This window comes from Chitinophagaceae bacterium, from assembly GCA_016710165.1.
GTDB lineage: Bacteria > Bacteroidota > Bacteroidia > Chitinophagales > Chitinophagaceae > Ferruginibacter.
The window spans coordinates 110,615-132,932 of the sequence record JADJLJ010000004.1 but is presented as its reverse complement, the minus strand read 5'-3'; the positions used below and the strand labels follow the sequence as shown (position 1 = coordinate 132,932).

Annotated in this window: 14 protein-coding genes; 6 read left to right on the top strand and 8 right to left on the bottom strand. The window is 46.3% G+C overall.

The features are described 5' to 3' along the window. Window positions 1-8: 8 nt before the first annotated feature. Complete coding sequence (locus tag IPJ02_15255; protein ID MBK7376849.1) at window positions 9-1,214, top strand: dipeptidase; 1,206 nt, start codon at window positions 9-11, stop codon at window positions 1,212-1,214. A gap of 1 nt (window position 1,215) precedes the next feature. After that, window positions 1,216-3,411 (top strand): penicillin acylase family protein, encoded by a 2,196-nt coding sequence (locus IPJ02_15250; protein ID MBK7376848.1) that lies wholly within the window; start codon window positions 1,216-1,218, stop codon window positions 3,409-3,411. Between the two features lie 170 nt (window positions 3,412-3,581). On the opposite strand, the gene IPJ02_15245 is transcribed toward IPJ02_15250, so the two are convergent. Together IPJ02_15245 and IPJ02_15240 are read right to left on the bottom strand one after the other, a co-directional pair. Continuing rightward, on the bottom strand, window positions 3,582-5,636 hold the full coding sequence (locus tag IPJ02_15245; protein MBK7376847.1) for a T9SS type A sorting domain-containing protein: 2,055 nt from the start codon (window positions 5,634-5,636) through the stop codon (window positions 3,582-3,584). Between the two features lie 128 nt (window positions 5,637-5,764). Then, window positions 5,765-6,202 carry a hypothetical protein gene (locus IPJ02_15240; GenBank protein MBK7376846.1) on the bottom strand — a complete coding sequence of 146 codons (438 nt, stop codon included), beginning with the start codon at window positions 6,200-6,202 and terminating at the stop codon, window positions 5,765-5,767. Window positions 6,203-6,587: 385 nt separating this feature from the next. Here IPJ02_15240 and IPJ02_15235 point away from each other — a divergent pair, with 385 nt between their 5' ends. Together IPJ02_15235 and IPJ02_15230 are read left to right on the top strand one after the other, a co-directional pair. After that, on the top strand, window positions 6,588-8,960 hold the full coding sequence (locus IPJ02_15235; GenBank protein ID MBK7376845.1) for a tetratricopeptide repeat protein: 2,373 nt from the start codon (window positions 6,588-6,590) through the stop codon (window positions 8,958-8,960). Then, window positions 8,938-9,705 carry a response regulator transcription factor gene (locus IPJ02_15230; protein MBK7376844.1) on the top strand — a complete coding sequence of 256 codons (768 nt, stop codon included), beginning with the start codon at window positions 8,938-8,940 and terminating at the stop codon, window positions 9,703-9,705. The genes IPJ02_15235 and IPJ02_15230 overlap by 23 nt, the downstream gene beginning before the upstream one ends. Before the next feature lie 391 nt (window positions 9,706-10,096). On the opposite strand, the gene IPJ02_15225 is transcribed toward IPJ02_15230, so the two are convergent. Together IPJ02_15225 and IPJ02_15220 are read right to left on the bottom strand one after the other, a co-directional pair. Further along, entirely contained in the window at window positions 10,097-11,677 is a 1,581-nt protein-coding gene (locus tag IPJ02_15225) for a beta-lactamase family protein (GenBank protein MBK7376843.1), read from the bottom strand. Between the two features lie 827 nt (window positions 11,678-12,504). Beyond that, window positions 12,505-14,520 (bottom strand): dehydrogenase E1 component subunit alpha/beta, encoded by a 2,016-nt coding sequence (locus tag IPJ02_15220; GenBank protein ID MBK7376842.1) that lies wholly within the window; start codon window positions 14,518-14,520, stop codon window positions 12,505-12,507. A gap of 174 nt (window positions 14,521-14,694) precedes the next feature. On the opposite strand from IPJ02_15220, the gene IPJ02_15215 reads away from it, so the two are divergent. Further along, entirely contained in the window at window positions 14,695-15,876 is a 1,182-nt protein-coding gene (locus IPJ02_15215; GenBank protein MBK7376841.1) for a hypothetical protein, read from the top strand. A gap of 548 nt (window positions 15,877-16,424) precedes the next feature. On the opposite strand, the gene IPJ02_15210 is transcribed toward IPJ02_15215, so the two are convergent. From IPJ02_15210 to IPJ02_15195, 4 genes are all read right to left on the bottom strand, one after another. Further along, entirely contained in the window at window positions 16,425-16,790 is a 366-nt protein-coding gene (locus IPJ02_15210) for a phage holin family protein (protein MBK7376840.1), read from the bottom strand. A 201-nt stretch (window positions 16,791-16,991) separates the two neighbouring features. After that, on the bottom strand, window positions 16,992-18,269 hold the full coding sequence (locus tag IPJ02_15205) for an insulinase family protein (GenBank protein ID MBK7376839.1): 1,278 nt from the start codon (window positions 18,267-18,269) through the stop codon (window positions 16,992-16,994). A gap of 5 nt (window positions 18,270-18,274) precedes the next feature. Further along, the gene (locus IPJ02_15200; protein MBK7376838.1) at window positions 18,275-19,513 is read right to left on the bottom strand and encodes an insulinase family protein; all 1,239 of its coding nucleotides are present in this window, start codon (window positions 19,511-19,513) and stop codon (window positions 18,275-18,277) included. 41 nt (window positions 19,514-19,554) lie between these two features. Then, complete coding sequence (locus IPJ02_15195; GenBank protein ID MBK7376837.1) at window positions 19,555-20,745, bottom strand: aspartyl protease family protein; 1,191 nt, start codon at window positions 20,743-20,745, stop codon at window positions 19,555-19,557. Window positions 20,746-21,180: 435 nt separating this feature from the next. Between IPJ02_15195 and IPJ02_15190 the strand changes: the two genes are divergently transcribed. Beyond that, entirely contained in the window at window positions 21,181-22,266 is a 1,086-nt protein-coding gene (locus IPJ02_15190) for a tyrosine-type recombinase/integrase (protein MBK7376836.1), read from the top strand. Window positions 22,267-22,318: the final 52 nt, after the last annotated feature.

The window sequence follows — 22,318 nt, the reverse complement described above, 5'->3', positions numbered from 1 at the left end:
TATAAATCATGATCAGAACAATTATTGCCTGCCTTTTATATTTTGTGCCGCTTATGGCATCTGCACAGGCTTACAAAAAACTCCACTTCAAATCCATTGTTGTTGATACCCACAACGATCTTCTCAGTACGGCCATTGAAAAGAACCTGCAGATGGACAGTGACCTCAGCGGCAAAACACATTCTGATCTTGACCGTTTTCAAAAAGGCGGCGTGGATGTACAGTTGTTCTCTGTGTGGTGCGATGGGCAGCAGGCAAATCCCTACGCATGGGCCAACCGGCAAATGGATACCCTGGATGCTGTTGCCAAACGCAATCCCGGGAAAATAAAGATGGTGGGGCGTGTGGAAGCATTGCGCCAGGCCGTTAAAGAAAAAAAATTAGCTGCCATGTTTGGCGTGGAAGGCGGGCACATGATTGAAAACAATTTAGACAACCTGGATAATTTTTATAAAAGAGGCGTACGATACATGACGCTTACCTGGAACAACTCTACAGACTGGGCAACATCAGCATTAACAGAAACCTCCCTCCAACTCCCACCAAAGGAGGGAGAGCCGGGCTCCGTAAGAAAAACGGGATTAACTGATTTTGGAAAACAGGTTATAAAGCGAATGAATGAACTGGGCATGCTGGTAGATCTGTCTCATGTTGGCGAACAGACTTTTTGGGATGCCATTAACACAACCACAAAACCGGCGCTTGTTTCGCACAGTTGTGTATACAGTCTTTGTCCGCACAGGCGCAATTTAAAAGATGACCAGGTAAAAGCCATTGGTAAAAACGGTGGCGTAATTCATCTTAATTTCTATTCTGGTTTTGTAGACAGCAGCTTCGACAGGCGTACCGAAATATTCAATAATAATCATAAGGCAGAGCGGGATTCTTTACTAAAGCAAAACCCGGAACCTTATTTTGCAGACATGTTTTTGTTTACGAAATACCCGGAAGAAGTAAAAGCGCTGCGCCCGCCACTTTCTCTTTTACTCGATCACCTCGATCATATCGTAAAACTTATTGGCGCAGACCATGTTGGCCTGGGCAGCGATTTTGACGGCGTTAATTCTTTACCGCAGGAATTAGATGACGTGACCGCCATGCCGCTTATCACGAAGGAACTTTTAAAAAGAGGTTACAGCAGGAAAGACATCCGCAAGATACTGGGCGGAAATTTCCTCCGGGTACTGGAAGCCAATGAACCGAAAAATAATTAGCATGAAATATTTCCTCGCAATACTCTTTTTCCCTCTTCAGTTATTTGCGCAGCCTTTTTCCCATGCTGAAACAGCCCGCTGGGAAACCCAGTCGAAGAATATCAGCATCATCCGGGATAACTATGGTGTTCCGCATATTTATGGCAAGACGGATGCCGATGCCGTGTTTGGTTTGATGTATGCCCAGTGCGAAGATGATTTTAAACGTGTGGAGATGAATTACATTGACAAACTGGGCCGGGTCTCGGAAACAAAAGGCGAAAATGAATTGGTGTGGGACCTGCTCAACCGCATACTCTTTGATTCTGCAGATGCAGAAAATGATTATAAAAAAGCCCCTCTCTGGATGCAGAAACTATGTAATGCTTTTGCAGACGGCATCAATTATTATCTCTATAAGAACCCGGCTGTTAAACCGGCTTTATTGACCCGTTTCAAACCCTGGTATCCTTTTTTGTGGACGGATGGAAGTATCAATGCCATCAATGTGGCAGACATCACCGAAAAAGAATTTTCATCCTTTTACCTGGAAGGAAAAGATCTTTCTTCCTCCCGTAAAAACAAGGACGAAGAAATGCTGACCGGCTCAAACGGTTTTGCCATTTCACCAAAGATCAGCAGTTCGGGCAATGCAATGCTGTATATCAATCCGCACGTAACATTCTATTTCCGTCCCGAAGTACACATGGTGAGTGAAGAAGGCCTGAATGCCTATGGTGCAGTAACCTGGGGACAGTTCTTTGTATACCAGGGCTTCAATGAACACTGCGGATGGATGCATACATCCAGCGGCGTGGATGCAGCAGATACCTATATTGAGAAGATCTCGAAAAAGAACGGAAAACTTGTGTATGAATATGAGAAGACTACAAGGCCCGTTACACAAAAAAAGATCACCATAAGGTTCAGAACAGATGATGCAGCCCTTTCATCAAAAACGGTCACGGTATTATTCACCCACCACGGGCCGCTCATGGCAAACCGCAATGGCCAGGTGCTCAGCCTGCGGGCCGATAACCGGCTTGCGAACGGGTTGATCCAATGCTGGCAACGGACCAAGGCAGCTGGTTTTGCCGATTTTAAAAAGACGCTTGACCTGAAGGGAAACATCTCCAACAACACCGTGTATGCCGATGCCGAAGGCAATATTGCTTACTGGCATGGCAACCGCATCCCGGCAAGGGATACTAAATACAACTGGAACAAGGCCGTTGATGGCAGCACGGCTGCAACGGAATGGAAGGGCCAGCATCCCATCGGTGAAATAATACAGAGTATCAACCCGGTAAACGGCTGGCTGCAGAACTGTAACTCCACACCCTATACCGTTGCCGGAAAGTACAGTCCCCAAAAACAGGACTACCCCTTTTATATGGCGCCTGACGGAGAGAACTTCCGGGGCATCAATGCAGTAAGGGTATTGGCTGAAGAAAATAAATACGACATCAACAAACTTATCAAAGCCGGGTATGATAACCGGTTACCTGCTTTTGAGATCCTGGTGCCGGCATTGGTACGGTCATTTGAAAATACGGTTCCGGTCAAGGATTCCCTGTATGCAATGCTTAAAGAACCGGTGGCTGTTTTAAAGAACTGGGATCACCGCTGCGGGGAAAATTCCATTGCCACCACCCTGGCCGTGGAATGGGGACAACGGTTGATCTCAAAGATACAACGCAGCATGGATGCAGATGAGTTTGAATTTGTTGACCAGGTCACAAAAACGGAACGGTTTGCAGCAAGTGCATCTTATGAAGACATGCTATTACCGTTGCTTGCAACCATTAAAGACCTGCAGGACCGGTTCGGCAAGTGGCAGGTGCCCTGGGGAGAGATAAACCGCTTCCAGCGGATCTCATCCGACATGGATAATAAATTTGATGACAGCAAACCAAGCATACCGGTGGGCTTCGTTTCTTCCACCTGGGGCATGCTGCCTTCCTATACCAGCCGGACCTTTCCAGGCACTAAAAAAAGATACGGCGTTAATGGTAACAGTTTTATCTGTGCCGTAGAATTTGGCAAGAAGATAAAAGCAAGGTCATTATTAGCCGGCGGCCAGAGCGGCGATCCCGGCTCTCCCCATTTCTTTGACCAGGGACTGATGTACAGCAAGGGACAATTCAAAGATGTGTTGTTTTATAAAGAAGATGTGATGAAGCATGCGGAGAAGACCTATCACCCCGGGGAGAAATAAATTCTTATGCCCCGGCGTGGTCTTCGACCAGCCGGTACCATCAATAAACCGCGGAGGCGCAGAGACGCAGAGAAATAAATTCTTTCGAACTAAAACTCTGCGTCTTAGCGCCCCTACCTGCCGGTAGGCAGGTCTGCGGTTAAAATATCCTGCTTGCAGGCCTATCCACGTTAATGCAACACAACTAGTTTCTTTGTAATAACCTGCCTGCCCGTCACCAGTTGTACCATATAAGTTCCGGGTACATTAAGCTCCAGGCTGATCCTGTTCTGTCCATTCATGTTCCATTGCTTCACTACCCGGCCGTTGCTGTTTATTACCCGGAGCGCCCCTTCACGGCTGCTTATATCATTACCATTTAATGTTATGGTAAAACGGCCGCTTCCTGGGTTTGGATAAATGGTCAATCCCGGTTTAGGTGTTTCCGTGATCTCTATATCGCCCGGGTTTGCAAACGTGGAAACACAGGGGCCAACATAATCGCCATGGGCCAGGTGAGTGGCAATTGCATTATCATCTACACAGATCGTATTCCCATTATGGCAGATCAAAACCTTATGTGGTTGACTGTTTCCGGCAAAGCATCTTACATCTTCGGCAAAAATATTGGCACAATCCGTAGCCGTACATCCGGTGGCATCCGTTACAGTTAAACAGAGCTGTGCCGTATCCATCAGGCATACAGTAACAGATGCCGTACCTGAGCCTGTCATTGTTTCTCCGGGCAGTAATGCCCGGTCTAATGTCCAGCTATAAGTAAAAGGGCCGTTGCCGTAGGTTATAGTTGCCGTTTTTGTTACACATTGATCGGGTGCATAGCCGAAGTAGAGGTTTTCATCCGGGCCCGCGGATGCCGTGATATTGAAGGGAGTAAACTTTGCAACAAACATATTATGATGCTGGCCAGATCCGGAATGTGCATTAACAGGATTTCCCCATGAGAAATATGTTTCTCCCACGGCATATATATAACCATCACTGTACTTTATATCTCTTGCTGTTCCTTCTGCATGAGTACAACTTGGAAGTATATTCCGAATCAGGGTTCCGGAACCGGCATTGAATTGGGTAACGCTCGGATTATTGTTAAAATCCCCGGACAGGAAAATAGTATTGTCCGGACCATGAAATAAACTTGATACGATATAAGAGGTATAAGAATTCAAGCCTACAAAGCTGTGCCATTGACGGGTTCCGTTACTGGCATGCTTACTCACAAAGGAATTTCTTGTTCCGGAAAAAGGATTGACGGGTGTGCCCCAGTTTTGATCTGAATACCCGGATATATATACAAACCCATCCGCACCGGCATAGATTTCAAACGCTTCATCATTAGCTGAAGAACCGATAAATGTGTACCACAGCAATCCGTGAGACGGATTACTGCCAAAAGCTGTTGCGCTATTAAATGCAGCGAGGAATGCATCTTTTGAGCCATGATGACTTTCTAATGGAGAACCCCACCAGTAAGATGTGTTCCATGCAGCATCTGAATGTCCCCCCACATAAATAATACCGTCGGGTGAAACAGTTAATGAAAAGGCTAAGCTTATCGGCTCTCCAGCTATTGAAGCAGGAGTGCCAAATTTTTCAAACCCGGTAATTGTACCGCTCAGGTTCATTCGTGCCATAAAACTTGTCATCGTCCAAGGGTTCCCTGGAAAATCGGAGGAATGCGCAGCATAATAACCGGCAACATACAAGTTGCTATTATGAAAAGCAATGTCATAAGTATTTTTGCTGGAAGCCACTGTTCCCGGAATTACATTCCCAATATAAGAAACCCACTGGATAGCTCCTGCCGGGTTTAGTTTGGCTATAAATCCGTCATTTACACTGAAATAGGGGTTTTTAATTATTCCCGGGTTCCAGGCAATATCACTTTCCCCGGAAACATAGATTGAGCCATCGGAAGGATCTATTACTATTCCGCTACACCAATCCCTGCCTGTTCCTCCAAGGAAAGTGTTCCATAGCAGGTTGCCATTGCTATCAAATTTGGCGACATAACCATCATGTGATCCACCGTTGAATGCTCTTATTGGAGAACCCCAGGATCCTATTGAGAATCCGGCAACGTAAATATTCCCAGCTCCATCCATTGCCAATTCTGCACCCACATCATATCCATTACCTCCCTGAAATGTATTCCAGGCAACCTGAGACTTTACCGCATTAGCGAAAAGAAAGATCGTTATAACAAAAAATGAAATAAACTTTTTCATAACAGTAATTTTAATGGTGGCTTATCTTAATAAATCTTAGCGTTTCATTTTATTTTGAACTTATATCTTGCAGATTGTGTTTTGGCTTTTGTGTGACAGGTTAAATTGAATTCCGGTCTGCTGATGATTTAGTAAACCCAGATAAATTCCAACTCATTATAGCTATAATAAACAATCCCCTTTTTGATTGCATAAGCCCTGATATAATAGGTCCCTGGTGTCAGCCCTGTTATTTTAGCCCAAAAATTCCCTGCCCCGGAACCCACCGAAACACTATTATTTGCAATGGTTGGTGTGGGGCTGGTACCATAACAAAAGCCCCGTGCAGAAACACTACTTCCTCCTCCACCGCTGCCTATATATCCATAAGCGCCAACATAAGGACCTTCAGGACTGGAGGGATTAAGCGTTACGGCATCTATACGAACTGTAAAACTGCTGGTAGCACCGCTACCCTTAGCAGCAACTGTACCTGGTTCATCTTTAGATATTGAAAAGTCTTGTTCTGTTTTTTTGCAAGCAATAAATGTGATTGCTAGAGCAAGGAAGATGGTTGCTTTTTTCATAACAAATAGTTTGGTGACTGAAATGATTTTGAACCAAATCTATTATGCCATAACACTACTGGCAATAGCTGCTTAACAGGCGGGGAAGCCATTTAATAACTGATGCCCTGGAATGATAAGTGATTTGAGGCAGGGAAAATGGTTTTTTACGGTCCCGGAAGCAATCAGGCTCCGGTATTTGCACTTATAGCATTATTGCTTCAGTTATTAAAGAATTCCTGCATTTATTAATCAATGAATTTGCAGCTTGTTCCTTGTATTAATTTACTAACTTAAAGCAGTCTTTTTTTGCAGATACAAAAACTCTGGTTTCTGCGATCTGGTTCGCACCCTATTTAACAAACCGGGCTCTATACTATAAAATCGTTGTCGGTAAAATATCAGCATGATAAGTATTATTCGCATCGTATACTGGAAATTGCTTCTTCTTTTCTGCGGCTTAACTGTTTGTGGCCAGAACAAAACAATTGATTCATTGCTGACCGTTCTTAATTCTGCAAAACAGGATTCCAATAAGGTAAAACTGCTCAATGATCTTGCTTCAAAATATATCAGCATTAATAATACTGCAAAGGCAATTACCTACGCAGACAGTTCAGAAATGCTGGCTTCCGTACTCCATTATAAGTCCGGTAAAGCAAATGCAATAATTCTGAAAGGGCAGGCCGAATCAAAAAAAGGCAACTGGGAAAATGCAGTAGGTAAATATAAACTGGCTGCAAGCCTGTATCATGAAATGGGAGACAAGACTGCTGAGGCAAATACATTTACAAGCATTGCTTTTGAACATACCAAAAAAGACAGCTATGTGGAAGCTCTTCGGTACCGCCATGCAGCAATGAAAATTTATGAGGAACTGGGTAATAAAGACGGGTTGATGACTACTTATCTCGGTATTGGGTCTGTTTATGGAAATTTGGCTAATTACCCCGAGGCGCTGAAAAATTTTCTACTTGCGCTGAAGTTGGCAAGAGAGGCGGGCAATAAAAATATGATAGCAGGTGCATTGCGGAACTTAAGTGTGCTTTACCAGTATGAGAACAACCTGGCCGCTTCGTTTACTGCAGCAAAAGAGAGCTTAAAAATATCGGAAGAGACGGGAAATAAAAGAGGAATTGCATCTGCCTCCGGCAGCCTCGGTGTTATTTACACAAAACAGGAAAAATATGAAGAAGCTATAAATGTATTTACCAAGACGCTGGAAATTTACAGGGATTTGAACGACAAACAGAACGAGGCATATATGTATAACCAGATAGGTACTGTAAAAACCAAGCAGGGTAAACTTGATGAAGCATTAGGCATGTGCCGTTCTGCTTTACAATTGCGGTCGGCGGTAAACGATAAGTGGGGTGTTGCTGAATCAGAAATCAATATTGGTTCGCTCTTGGCTAAGCAGTCTGCCCGGTTGCCGGAAAAGGAAGCAAAAAATAAATATGATTCAGCCATCATGTATATCAGCAAAGCTGCAGCAGTAATGAAAGATTTCGGGTACAAGCAAAGTGAACAAAATGCCTACCGGCAGCTATCTGAAATCTATTTAGCGCTAAAAGATTATAAAAAAGCGATTGAGTACAAAGAGATGCATCTGAAAATAAGAGACTCAATAATGAATAACGAAACCACCCGTAAACTGGAGCAGCAACGTACCCAATTCGAAGTGGAAAAAGCGGTTACGGAAGAAAAAGCGCAAAATGACAGGGCTTTAGCCGAAGTAAGAATTGCCGGTGAAAAAAAACTGGCCGAAGAAAGAACCCGTCATGCATTACAGGCTGCGCAGGAGAAATACCTTTTTGATCTGGCAGTGGCCGATGAAAGAACCGGGCAGGAAAGAATAAAAGCGGAAGAACAACTTAAACATGAGCAGGCAGTAGCTGAAGAAAAATATAGATCCGGGCTGGTGCTTGCAACTACCAAAGCAAAGCAGGAAAGAGAAAAGGCTGTCATTAATAGAAAAAATGAAATACGGATGATGGGGACGGGGATGCTGATTTTTGTTTTAGTATTTGTCTTCCTTTACTTGCGTCAAAGAACACTCAGACTAAGGGCAGTTGAAAAAGCCGAAGCCGTGCATAAGATGGCAGAACTGGAGTTGCAAAGTCTCAGGGCACAGCTCAACCCGCATTTCATGTTCAACTCCCTGAATGCGATCCAGGACCTGATCGTTAATGAGAACAACGAAAAATCCCAACTCTACCTCTCCCGCTTTTCCAAACTGCTGCGGATGCTTCTGGATAATGCCGATCAGCCCTTTGTTAGTGTCCGGCAGGAACTGGAATTGCTTGAACTGTACCTGTCATTGGAAAATCTAAGGATACCGAACCTGCAATATTCCATCGAAAAAGACCCGGAACTGGATGCCGAAGAACGGATGATCCCGAACATGATGCTGCAGCCTTATATTGAGAATGCTATCTGGCATGGGTTATCCAATAAAAAAGGGGAGCGGAAACTGCAGGTTCGTATTCATGAGGGCAGCCGGGCCACAGAGTTCGAGGTTGAAGACAACGGCATCGGCAGGAAAAAAGCAGCAGAACTGAAGCAGCAATTCCGGCACGGACATCATTCAAAGGGAATGCAGTTGCTGTCAAAACGGTTCGAACTGCTGTCAAAGGAATACGGCACTGCCATCCACACCAGTATAACCGACCTGCAGGACCATGACCAGGCTATCGGCACGCTGGTTAAGATCCAGGTGCCATTCACCTTATCCCAACAAGCCAAACAATTAACCCATGATACGGACCATCCTAATTGATGACGAGCCTTCTGCCGTAAGTGTTTTGAGCACATTACTGAAAAAGCATTGCCGGGAGGATGTGGAAGTACTGGCTGTTTCCAACTCCCCCGAAGAAGGAAAGGCCCTGATCGAACAACTGCATCCAGACCTTGTTTTCCTCGATATAGAAATGCCGGGAATGACCGGCGTAGATCTCGTTCGCAGTTTTCCATCCCCCGGTTTCCGGGTTGTGTTTGTTACAGCATACGATGCATATGCCGTGGAAGCATTCCGATTGAGCGCCGTGGATTATTTACTCAAGCCCGTGGGTTCGGAGGATGTGATCAAAGTGATACAGAAGATAAGGCATGATGTACGGAACGAATTGGGCAGGCTTTCCATTCAATTACAAAACCTGGATAAGCTGTTGAATAACCATTCCGGCAACACCGACCAGAAGATTGGCATCGCCATGTCGGATAAGATCGTTTTTGTCAATTTCAGCGAAATCATTTACTGTGAAGCGAATGGTTCATATACCTATGTTTTTTTAACCGATGGCCATAAACTGGTATCGTCAAAGGCACTGGGTGAATTTGAAGATCAGCTGGGAGGACATAGGTTCTTTCGCATCCACCACCACTATCTGATCAACCTGAAAAAGGTGAAAGAATTTCAACGGCATGACGGCGGATATGTAATGATGGAAAACAATAAAGGGTTGGAAGTATCACAACGCAGGCGCAAGGATTTTTTAGACGCCATACAGGACCGGGTAGTGTAACCCCAGATAGGAAGGCCGTATATTTTTCGCCCATGCGCCCCGGCGTGGTCTTCGACCTGCCGGTACCATCGCTGTTTTTGAAAGTGGAAAATACTTATTGGTGTTGCCGCTATGAAATAGACAGCTACAAAAGAAAAAAAACGAAAGCGATAGTACTTTCAATAGTGGCTGGTCATAGACCACGCCACGGCGTTCGCGGGTTTAAGAATTGCCTTTTCCTACCCGGATGCCCCGGCGTGGTCTTTGACCTGCCGGGATCAACAGTGCTTTCATATTAAGAAAGACGGAAAATACTTATTGGTTTTCTTTCGTGGCTGGCCATAGACCACGCCACGGCGTTCAACTTCTTTCGAACCAAAACTCTGCGCCTTTGCGCCTCTGCGGTTAAAAATCATTGTTTCGGTACTTCCCTTATATGATACTCCTGTATCAATGCAGGATTCTCAGGTGATAAGGTGAAATATATTTCGATGTTTATTTTCTCCCCTTCAATGATAAAAGAACCCCGCAACTGGTTCTCGGGTCTCATTTCTTTGACCGCAATTATTTTTCCGGCTTTTGTAAACAGGCCTCTTGCTTCTTTTTTAAGACTGTCGATCGGGTAATCCGGGAAAAAGTTCTCGGCAAAGATGCCGCTCTGTTCGGCTTTATCCCAGCCGGGCAATATCTTCATCAGCTCATTTTTGCGTTGCTCCAGGATCTTTGACGGGGGAAGTTGCCGGGGTTGCAGGCCGGCCATTTTGATGATCGTATCCAGCACCCGCAGGTTCACGCCCCCCATGGGTGCATAGGTACGGTTGGCAAATGCAACTACGCCAATGCCGTAATCGGGCATGATGCGCCACTGGCTTCCAAAGCCCGGCAGTCCGCCACTATGAGAAATATACGTTTTACCATCACAATCATTCAACCATCCCAAACCATAACAATACGCTGATGTAACGGCACAGGTCCTTCCATCCGGGAATTTGAAATTCGCATTAAAACCATTCCACCGCCAGGGATGGTGCATTTCCCTCACCGAACTTCTTTTTATGGGTCCGTCATCTTTTGCATTGCCTGGCGGCCAGGCAGAAAGATGGAATGCCATATAACCGGCAAACTCATCAATAGAACTGATCATGGCGCCCATGGCACCCCAGCTTCCGTCCTTTGTATCATGCAGCAATACTTCTTCGTTCCACTTCTCATTCAGCCAACGGTAACCATGTGCTAATTTACCAGGAGCTACATCTGCATATTCATACGTGGCAGTTTTCATACCCAGCGGATCAAAAATATTTTTTTTGATATAGTCCTGGTACCGCATGCCGGATACCTTTGTTATGATCTTCCCCTGCAGTGCAAAACCTAAATTGCTGTATTCGAAAGCAATGCCCGGCGGATTGGAAAAAGAGATCTGTTTGCCGATGAATTCCATCAGGTCCTTATCGGTATCCGCAAGCTGCCGGTCGCCCCAGGGATTATCTTCCGGGAAGCCGGCACCATGTGTCATCAAATGGCGTATCGTGATCGGCGGCGCATCAGCGGTTGGGTACTTCAGATTTTTTAGCTCAGGGATATATAAATGCGCCGGATCATCCAGGTTCAGTTTTCCTTCATCCCGGAGTTTTAAAATGGCCATGCAGGTAAAACTTTTACTCATGGAAGCAATGCGGAACAGGGAGGATGAGGTTGCCGGTATCTTCTTTTCAACATCGGTATAACCATAGCTGTTCTTATAGATGAGTTGCCCATCTACCACTACCCCAAAAGAAATGGCAGGGAAATGGTTGTCGGTTGCATGTTTTTTGTAGATGCTGTCCACGACTGACATAGCCCCCTTTATTTTTTCCAGCCGGTTGGGGTCGGCAAAAACAGCCGGGAGGTATGTACTGCCGGCCGAAGCTGTTGCCGGACTTTCTTTTTTACCGGGCTGGGCACAGGAAATGAAAACGGTGATCGCTGCAATGAATAAAAGATTCTTTGTCATTTGTTGATCGGTTTAGATGGTTTGGGCAGGGATACTGAAATTACTAATAATTCAGCAGCTTCTCTACAAATCCATCCAGCCGGCTGTAGGCCATAAAATTCTTTTCCAGTTCCAGGCTTTCGCTGAGGCTGGAATTCCAGATCCAAATTAAAACCCTCTACCCCTCCCGAATGCCACGGCGTGGTCTTTGACCAGCCGGAACCAACGGTCTTTTTCACAGAAAGAAAGGCAGAAAATACTCATTGGTTCTGCCGCTATCACTCAGGCATGCAATTGGGAAGAAAGACGTTAGCGACTGTTCTTTCTTTAGTGGGTGGTCATAGAACACGCCACGGCGGAACGGGTTTAAGAATTGCCCCTCATGGATGCCCCGGCGTGGGCTTTGACCAGCCGGAACCAACGGTCTTTTTCACAAAAAGAAAGGCGGAAAATACTCATTGGTTCTGCCGCTATCACTCAGACATGCAATTGGGAAGAAAGACATAAGCGACTGTTCTTGTTTTAGTGGCTGGTCATAGACCACGCCACGGCGGAACGGGTTTAAGAATTGCCTCTCACGGACGCAACGGCGTGGTCTTTGACCAGCCGGAACCAACGGTCTTTTTCACAGAAAGAAAGGCAGAAAATACTCATTGGTTCTGCCGCTATCACTCAGGCATGCAATTGGGAAGAAAGACGTTAGCGACTGTTCTTTCTTTAGTGGCTGGTCAAAGACCACGCCACGGCGGAACGGGTTTAAGAATTGTCTCTCACGGGCGCCACGGCGAAAATGAACCTTTGACACTTTTTAAACAGTTTAGTTAGACTGGGCAGGGATACTGAAATTACTAATAATTCAGCAGCTTCTCCACAAATGCATCCAGCCTGCTGTAGGCCATAAAATTCTTTTCCAGTTCCAGGTTGAACGGGATGGGTGTATCCAGCGAAGCGCAACGCATCACCGGTGCATCCAGCTGGCTGAAACAGTTTTCAGCGATCCATGCAGCTATCTCACCGCCGATGCCGCCGGTCAGCGTGTCTTCATGCAGCAGTAAGACCTTGCCGGTGGCAGCAACCGCTTCTTTGATGGCATCGTGATCCAGGGGCAGTAAGGTCCGGAGATCCAGAATATGAAAGGAAATGTCTTCGTGATTCTTTGCATAGTCCATGGCCCAGTGCACGCCCGAACCATAGGTGATGATGCTGATATCATCTCCGCTTTGCACCAGTCTTGCTTTGCCGATCTCAACCTCATAGTACTCATCCGGTACCGGGCCGCTTACCGAACGGTACAATGCCTTATGCTCAAAATACATTACAGGGTTGGGGTCGTTGATGGCAGCGATCAGTAATCCTTTTGCATCGGCAGGGGTGGAAGGATAAACAACTTTCAATCCCGGCGTATGCACAAACCATGCTTCATTGCTTTGCGAATGGAACGGACCGGCGCCTACGCCTCCGCCGGTGGGCATGCGGATGACCACATCGGCATTTTGTCCCCAGCGGTAATGGATCTTTGCCAGGTTGTTGATGATCTGGTTGAACCCCACCGTAACAAAATCGGCAAACTGCATCTCCATCATGGATTTGTATCCTTCCAGGCTTAATCCCAATGCTGCACCCACAATAGCGCTTTCACAGAGCGGCGTGTTCCGCACCCTTTCTTTTCCAAACTCCTGCACAAACCCTTCCGTTATTTTAAAAGCGCCACCATATTCTGCAATATCCTGGCCCATTAAAATAAGGTTGGGATGTTTTTGCATGGATTGATGAAGGGCGTCTTTGATGCCGTCGACGAAACGCTTATCAGGAGATCCCGGATTCAGGATGCCAGATCCCGGATGATCCGTACCCGTATCCTGCATCTTGTATCCTGCATCCTTTCTCTCCGCATACACATCATTAACCTCTTCTTCCAGATCCGCAACAAGTGCCTTCGCATTGTATGCAATACTCAATTCCGTTTCAATATATGATTTGGTCTCATTCCTGATCTGGTCGATCTTTGTACCGGTTAAAACATGTCCGGCAACCAGGTATTGTTCAAAATTCTTCACCGGGTCTTTCTTTTCCCATTCCTCAAAGAGTTCTTTAGGAACGTATTTGGTGCCGCTGGCTTCTTCATGCCCGCGCATGCGGAAGGTCATGCACTCGATCAGGTAGGGTTTTTGATTTTTAATGCAGTAATCCCGAACACCTTTAATGGTATCAAGCACCGACAGGATATTATTCCCATCGATCTGTACGCCTTCTATGCCGTAACCGATGGCTTTATCTACTAAACTTTTACAGCGATATTGTTCATTCACCGGTGTACTCAATCCATAGCCATTGTTCTCAATGATGAAGATCACCGGCAGGTCCCACACCGCAGCCGTGTTCAATGCTTCATGAAAATCCCCTTCGCTGGTTCCGCCATCGCCGGTGAAGGCCAGCGATACCTTATTTTCTTTTCTGAGTTTATATGCAAGCGCTACCCCATCTGCAATGGCCAGCTGCGGACCCAGGTGCGATATCATGCCGCAGATATGCTGTTCCCTGGTGCCGAAGTGAAAACTACGTTCCCTGCCCTTGCTGTATCCTTCCTTATTGCCCTGCCACTGCATGAACAGTTTACTCAGCGGCATATCCCGGGAAGTGAATACGCCCAGGTTTCGGTGCAGAGGCATGATCCATTCGTCTTTCTGCAACGCAAGGGTGGCGCCAACGGCAATGGCTTCCTGCCCGATGCCGCTGAACCATTTGCTGATCTTTCCCTGCCGCAACAATACCAGCATCTTTTCCTCGATCATCCGGGGCAGCAGCAGTTTTCTATAGATGGATATCAACTCATCGTTGCTTAAATCTTTTCTGTCGAATTGCATAAGATAAATTATAGGTAAAGTTAGCAGATGTTGCCGGAGCTTACCAAATTGCTTTTGTACTTTATAGCTTGAATTCCTCTTTTTGAATGTTAACACAAATATAAAGACGGTCCTTTTTTAAAACCCGCATGTGCAATTCATCAAAGCGCTGCATCTGAATGAAAACCTCTCTTTATGCAATCACTCCTCAAAACTGCTGTTGCCTCTTTTTTTGCCCTGGCCGCAGTGATCACCATTTCCTCTTTTACCGGTACCCAAAGCGGTCCGCTCAAACCGGCGCCTGTACAAAATGCCCGCCCGAAGATCCAGGCTGCCATCCTGCTGGATGTAAGCAACAGCATGGACGGGCTGATAGAACAGGCCAAGGCGCAGCTATGGAACATGGTGACCGTAATGGGAAAAGCAACATGTGAAAACGATGTGCTGCCGCAGATAGAAATAGCACTTTATGAATATGGCCGGAGCAGCAACAACGTAAAAGCGGGTTATGTAAAAAAGATAAATGGTTTCATCAGCGACCTGGATTCGCTTTCGCAGAACCTGTTCAGTCTTACCACCTATGGTGGTGATGAATATTGCGGCCACGTGATCTTCACCTCCATGGATGAACTCGCCTGGGATGCAAATACATCCAGTTATAAAGTGATCTTCATTGCCGGCAACGAAGATTTCTTACAGGGCAACCTGCATTATGCAAAAGCCTGTGCGGAGGCAAAGAAGAAAGGCGTGATCGTGAACACGATCTATTGCGGCAGCCGCATGGACGGGATACGGGAACACTGGAACCTGGGCGCCGAATGCGGCAACGGAAGTTTCAGCAACATCAACCAGGATGCGAAAACCGAAGACATTCCTACGCCGTACGACAGTGTGTTGTTCTCGCTGAATGACAAACTGAACAATACCTATATTGCATATAGCTATGATGGATTTTCCAAACAGGCCAAGCAGGTGCAGGTTGACCAGTTAAACTATGCCACCAATAAGTCGGCAGCCATAAAACGGGTGACCGTTAAAGGCAAAAAAGAGCTATATAAGAATGAAAGCTGGGACCTGGTTGATGCAAAAGAAAAAGAAGGTGATGCGGTATTGGACAAACTCGATAAAAAGGCCCTGCCCGACAGTTTGAAGAACAAGACCAAAGAAGAACTGAAAGCACTTGTTAACCAGAAAAGCGCCGAACGCAGTAATGTTCAGAATGAGATAACGAGGCTGAATGCGCAAAGAGATGCCTATATAGCCGCCGAAAGGGTCAGAAATATCAACAACAAGAACGATGCGGGCACCACTTTAGAAACCGAAGTGGAAAAGACCATTAAAGAACAGGCAAGGCGGTTCAATATGAAAATTGAATAAGGAACTGTCCCCCTGAGTCTGCCTTTTGCCGCTATAACTTAGACAGGTACCAGGAAAAAAGACGCAAGCGACTGTACTTTCTTTCGTGGCTGGTCAGAGACCACGTCACGGCGTTCAATGTGGCAAGCAGTTTATACAGGATGCCACGGCGTGGTCTTCGACCAGCCGGAACCAACGGTGCTTTTACAGGAACAAAGGCGGGAAATATTTTTTGGTTGTGCTGCTATGACTCAGACAGGTACCCGGAAAAAAGACGCAAGCGACTGTACTTTCTTTCGTGGCTGGTCAGAGACCACGCCACGGCGTTCAAGCGTTTAAGAATTGCCTCTTACGGATGCCACGGCGTGGTCTTCGACCAGCCGGAAAAAAAGAATTTAACCACGAAGACACTAAGACACTAAAGAAAATGCTGCGCATTTTTTTGCTTCAGTCCTTCGTGCCTTTGTGTCTTTGTGGCAAACTGGTACCAGGAAAAAAGACGCAAGCGACTGTACTTTCTTTCGTGGCTGGTCAAAGACCACTCCACGGCGTTCAATACGGTAAGTAGTTTATACTTCTTCCTTTTTATCTTCTGCAGGAAATGCCTTCCGGTGCACCACCGAATTAAAAAAAGAGAGCAGGGCCCCAAACAGCAGGGCATGCCAGAAACTGTCTACCTTGAACCCATGCACAAAATAGGCATCCAGCAGGATGATGCCGGCGTTTATCACAAACAGGAAAAGTCCAAGCGTTACAATGGTGGCAGGCAGTGTGAAAAGCACAAGCAGCGGTTTCACAAAAGCATCCAGCAATGACAGCACCACCGCAACAATGATGGCGGTAAAAAAATCAACGATCGTAATGCCCGGCAGGATATATGCCAGCACAAATACATTTACCGAACACACCAGTATTTTGATCAGCCACTTTTGCATATTCTTGTCTCCGCCAGTTGGCGGATGATTAAAGGCCGTGCATCCGTTTGAAAATTCTGAACAATAAATTCTGTCAGGCTGTCCCGATACCTATCGGGATGTCGAAGCTAATCGTTCTACTTAATCGCCTTCGACAAGCTCAGGCTGACATCCGTTTTTTCAAACCGGTAAACGACCTGGTTTAAGGATCATTAATATTCTTTAAATTACTACTAATTCGTAAAAATCTTCCGGCACCAGGTATTTATTTGCAAGCACATTCAGTTCCTCTGCCGAAATCGTTTTAATGGTATTCACCGAATCGTAAAAATAAGATTCCCCGAGACCATTCAGCACCAGGTTCTTCCAGCGGCCCATGATATGAAAGGGGCCGTCGAGGTCACCGAGTATGGTACCCACCAAATAATTGCGCACCAGCATCAGTTCGTCTTCATCAATCCTTTCTTCCCGCAGTTTTGCCATTTCCTTATACACTTCTTCAATGGTTGCTTCGCAAACATCCTTTCCTGCGTCGGTGCTTATCACCCAGGCCGATTGCTGGATATGGTTCTGCACATAACTGTGAATGCCATAGGTATATCCTTTGTCTTCCCGTATGTTGGCCATGAGCCGGCTCCCGAAAAATCCTCCAAACAGGGTGTTCAGCACCATCACTTTCATAAAATCGGGGTGATGCCGGTTGGGGAAGGGCCTTGCAATGCGGATGGCGCCCTGCACCCCATCGGGATCATTGTGAATGCGGTATTTTTTTTCTGTTGCCGGGGAGGTATCTATAAAAGGAAGTTTATTATCAAAGGTCCGGATGGCGAGATCACCGAATGCCCGGTTCAGCTGCTGCTGCAGGTCGCCGGGTAATTTGCCGCTCACAAAGATCACACAGTGTCCGTTCAGGTAATAGTGCCGGAAATATTCCTTAAGCAGGCTGCTGTTCAGTGCATCCAGGTCTTCGGCATTTGTATATTTTCCATACGGATGTTCTTCGCCATACAGGTGGGCATCCGAAAGGCGGGCAGCAACAAAATCACTTTTCTTCAGGCTCACGGCCAGGCGCTGTTTGCTGTTCTGCTTATAAATATCCAGTTCGGTATCATTGAAAACAGAGTCGGTGATCATCTCCCGGATAACAGGCAACAGGGCCGGTAAATGTTTGCTTAACGAAGAAAGGGACACAACGGCCGTTTCATTATAACAGGCACGGTTGCAGTAAGCGCCATAGTATTCAAATTCCTCGTTAAGCTGAAATGCGGTTTTACCGGTTGTGCCATTCTTTAATAAATAGTTGGTGGCCGATGCCACGGACCGCTGCTGCTCGAACCAGTTACCGGCATAAAACACCAGCTCCAGCTGCAGCACTTCCTGCGCCCCGGCATTCACGGCGTAAACGGGCACGCCGTTATCCAGCGTGAACAATTCATACGGTTTCAGCAGCAGGTTAAATTCAATGGCATCTTTTATCAGCGGCGCTTCGGTTCTGTTCATTTAGTTCAGTTATTGGAATAATAATACAGCGTATTGGAATTCCTTTCGTCAAAAATTATTTTGCATTCGTTCCGGATCTCTTCGGCCGTCACGGCCCGGTAGCGGTCCAGTTCGGTATTGATGAGGTTGGCATCCCCCAGCAGTTCGTAGATGGCCAGGCTGGCGGCCCGGCTGGTTATGCTCATGTCTTCAAAGGCGATCATGCTTTCCGTTTTGTTCTTCACTTTATCCAGCTCCCGGGTGCTGATGCCTTCCTCCTGCAGTTTTACCAGCTCTTCCCTGATCGCTGCTTCTGCCGTTTCCATCTTCACCCCTTTCACCAGTTTGCCTTCGATGGTGAGCAGGCCGGCATCGGTACTTCCCAGGTGATAACATTCAATATTGCTGAACAGTTGTTTTTCTTTCACCAATGACTGGTACAGCCTGGAAGAACCGCCCCCGCTCAGGATCTCGGTGATCAGGTCGGCGGTATAATACCGCTTATCGGTCCTGGGATAGATATGCCAGCATTTATACAGCGCATCCAACGGAACGCCCGCTTTCACTGTATGTACCCGGGCTTCGGTCTGCTTTGGTTCGGCCGGCAGGTTGCGGTTGTATTTTTCACCGGCCGGTATGGGACCAAACCATTTCTCTGCCAGCCTTTTCACTTCTTCCGTGGTCACATTGCCGGCAACAACCAGGATGGCATTGGAGGGGTTATAATGCTTATTGAAAAAAGCCTTCACATCATCCAGCGTGGCGTTCTCAATATGGCCCAGTTCCTTGCCGATCGTCATCCAGCGGTACGGGTGTGTAGTGTATGCCAGCTCACGCATTTTATGCCATACATCGCCGTATGGTTTATTGATGTAATGCTCTTTGAATTCTTCGCTCACAACCTTGCGCTGCACTTCGAGGCTTTTTTTGCTGAATGCCAGGGACAACATGCGGTCGCTTTCGAGCCAGAATGCCGTTTCCAGGTTTTCGGCCGGCAACTGGCAGTAATAATTGGTAAGGTCATTGGTAGTAAAGGCATTGTTCTCGCCGCCGGCAAGCTGCAGCGGCTCATCATACACGGGTATATTCACGCTGCCGCCAAACATCAGGTGTTCAAACAAATGTGCAAATCCTGTTTTGGCGGGGTCTTCATCCCGGGCGCCCACATCGTACAGTACATTCACCACCGCCATGGGTGTGCTCTTATCCTGGTGAACCAGGACCACAAGCCCGTTATCAAGACTGAATCTTTCAAATTGTATCATGTTGCAAATGTACGGAGGGGAGCGTAAACGGTTGATGCTGTTTAACGGATACGGGCGGTATTGATGGTCAATTCCTTCAGCACCGCTCCATCCCTTCTTATCAATACCTTGACGGTCTCGTTGGGCCGCTGCAGGATAGCCTTATATACCTGCATGTTCAATGAGAAGTTCCTGTCTACGGCGATCACTTCATCATTCACTTTAAAATGGGCCTTATCGGCCGGGGAGCCCTTGATCACGTCTTCCACGATTATTTTCCCGTCTACATAATAGATACCCAGGCCCGTATAGGCATAATCAAAGCTTTCCTCAAAATGGCTGTTGGGTGTTAAATGGATCTCCCGGTTGGGATAATTAAAGATCATGTTGAACCGGCGGAGCAGGTCGTTGCCCAGCAGGCCGCCGGTGAACGGGTATGAAGTAACATTGTAGTCGTCTTTATACAGGTAGGTGGGCACATGCCTGAACCGGTAGGGGCCCACTTTCACTTCCTTTACCAGGGTAAGCCGCATTTGCAGCTTGCCTCCCAGTCCCTCGGCCTGCGTTACCACCGGTTTGCGCTTTGAAAGCAGGATGCCGCTGTCTTTTACAAAATCTTCGCTCAGCAGCAGGCAAAGGCCAGCGCCGGTATCAAAATAGAAATTGAACCCCATCCTTTTTTTATCTTTTATGTCGAGCCATTGAATGGGCAGGTTGGTAAAAGCGGGGTGCAGCAGGGTGCCGTTGCGGGGATACTGGATCCTGCCGGGGCTGTACACTTCGATCATGCTGCTGTCGAAATTTATTTTAATGATAAAACGACTGAAGAAACTATACCCGATGATGCCATCTACTTTTTCGCCATAAACACTGCTCAGCACTTCGTAGTTGTTCACGTGAAAATTAAGATGGTCAACCCGCAGCCCCGGCAGGTGAAGGGTCCGGTCGAATGCAAAAGCCACTTTCCGTACCCCGCCAATACCGGTGATGCTGGTATCGGAAGGCTTTACCGGGATATGGAACTCCGCACAGGTAGAAGAGTCAAGCGAAATGCCCCCGCTCCCGGTGTCGAGGATAAAGTTCAGGCTGTCGGGCACATCGCCAAACCGGGCCTGTATGACCATTACCCCCCCGCTGAATTGTTTGAACGGGAAACGGGTGATGAACTTTGTTTCTGCCTGGGGTAATATTTCCTGTGCCCTTGCCCCCAGCAAGGGTAAAAGACATATTACTATATAACAAAGCTTTCTCATACCCGGTTTTCGAATTTACAACCTAATGGATGTACTTTTTCAAATTATTACACAACCGGGAACAGTTTCCTGAATATCGAACAAGGAACAAGGAATGTCGAATTTCGAAGTACTATGCTTTTAAGCATCCCCTTCCTTGTTCAGAATTCCATGTTCCTTGTTCGATATTCCCACTCTTTTCCCAGCAACGTCTCTCCCCGGCCTTGTGAGTAAGCCGAGGACTTTGCGTCTTCGCTAAACGCAATGTCCCTTGCAGGAGACATTGCTGAGAAAAAGACCTGTCATGCTGAGGAACGAAGCATCTCTGGTTATGCAAACGAACCTGATTAGGAGATCCTTCGTTCCTCAGGATGACAATCATTCAAAATAGGACACTACCGGAAAGCAGCTTCGGCGGAAAAAAGCAATTTTTTTACCTATATAAATATTTTTATCATGAAAAGATCAACTCCCCGGATCCTTGTATCTGAACATTTTCAGCGTTTCGTTAAAGAATCTGCCTCTGGCAGGCGCCTTTCGGTTTCCTGCAAAAGAATTAGGGCAGGCACTATTGCCAATTATACCTATACTTTAAAATTAATTACAGAGTTCGAAGCCAGGCAGGATACACCGTTAAGGATACAATTGCTGCACCGGGCATCCATGAGAACCCTGCATAAAGAAAGGAACTACTGGGCCAGGTTCAATCACCAGTTTTCCGCCTTCCTGTACAAGGAAAAAAGATACAGCGATAATTATGTCATTAATACTTTCAAAACCATTAAGTCTTTCTTCAATTACCTGCAAACAGAAAAAGGTTTTAGCGTGGGCAATTATCACAAAACATTCCGGGTGTCCATTCAAAAACCTACACCCGTGGTATTGCAGCCGGAAAAACTACAATTCCTAATAACAAATAAGGAATTTGAGGATGCCCTTACTATTTACCTGAAGCGGGCAAAAGACATTTTTGTATTTGGCTGCACGGTTGCCCTCCGGGTAAGCGACCTCATGAACCTTAAGAAAAAAGACCTGGTTTATACCGGCAATGAGGTTTACCTGAAAATTATTACCCAAAAAACAGGCTCAGAAGTGAATATCCCATTGCCTGCTTATGCCCTTGCGATTGTTGAAAAATACAGAAGAAAGGCCGGCAAATATATCTTACCCCGTTTATCAGTTTCCAATCTTAATATCCAAGTAAAGAAATTGATGGAAAAAGCAGGTTGGGACCAGCCCCTCACAAAAAAAATAAGCAGGCAGGGCAGGCTGGTTGAACTTAAGGACAGGAATGGAAAGAGCTGGCGTTTTCATCAACACATCACCGCCCACAGCATGCGCCGGACCGCTATTACTACCCTCCTCATCATGGGCGTACCGGAATTACTGGTAAGAAAAATATCGGGTCATGCACCCGGCAGCAAGGAATTTTACCGCTATGTTGGTGTGGCACAGGATTATATGAACCAGGAAGTGAAAATGGCATACAAAAAACTGGTGGAAACTGATTTTCATTCCAAGGGAGAAAATAACGATCAATGAAAGACCTTTATACCTGCTTTTATCAACCAAATTGGTTATATTTAAGTAGTTA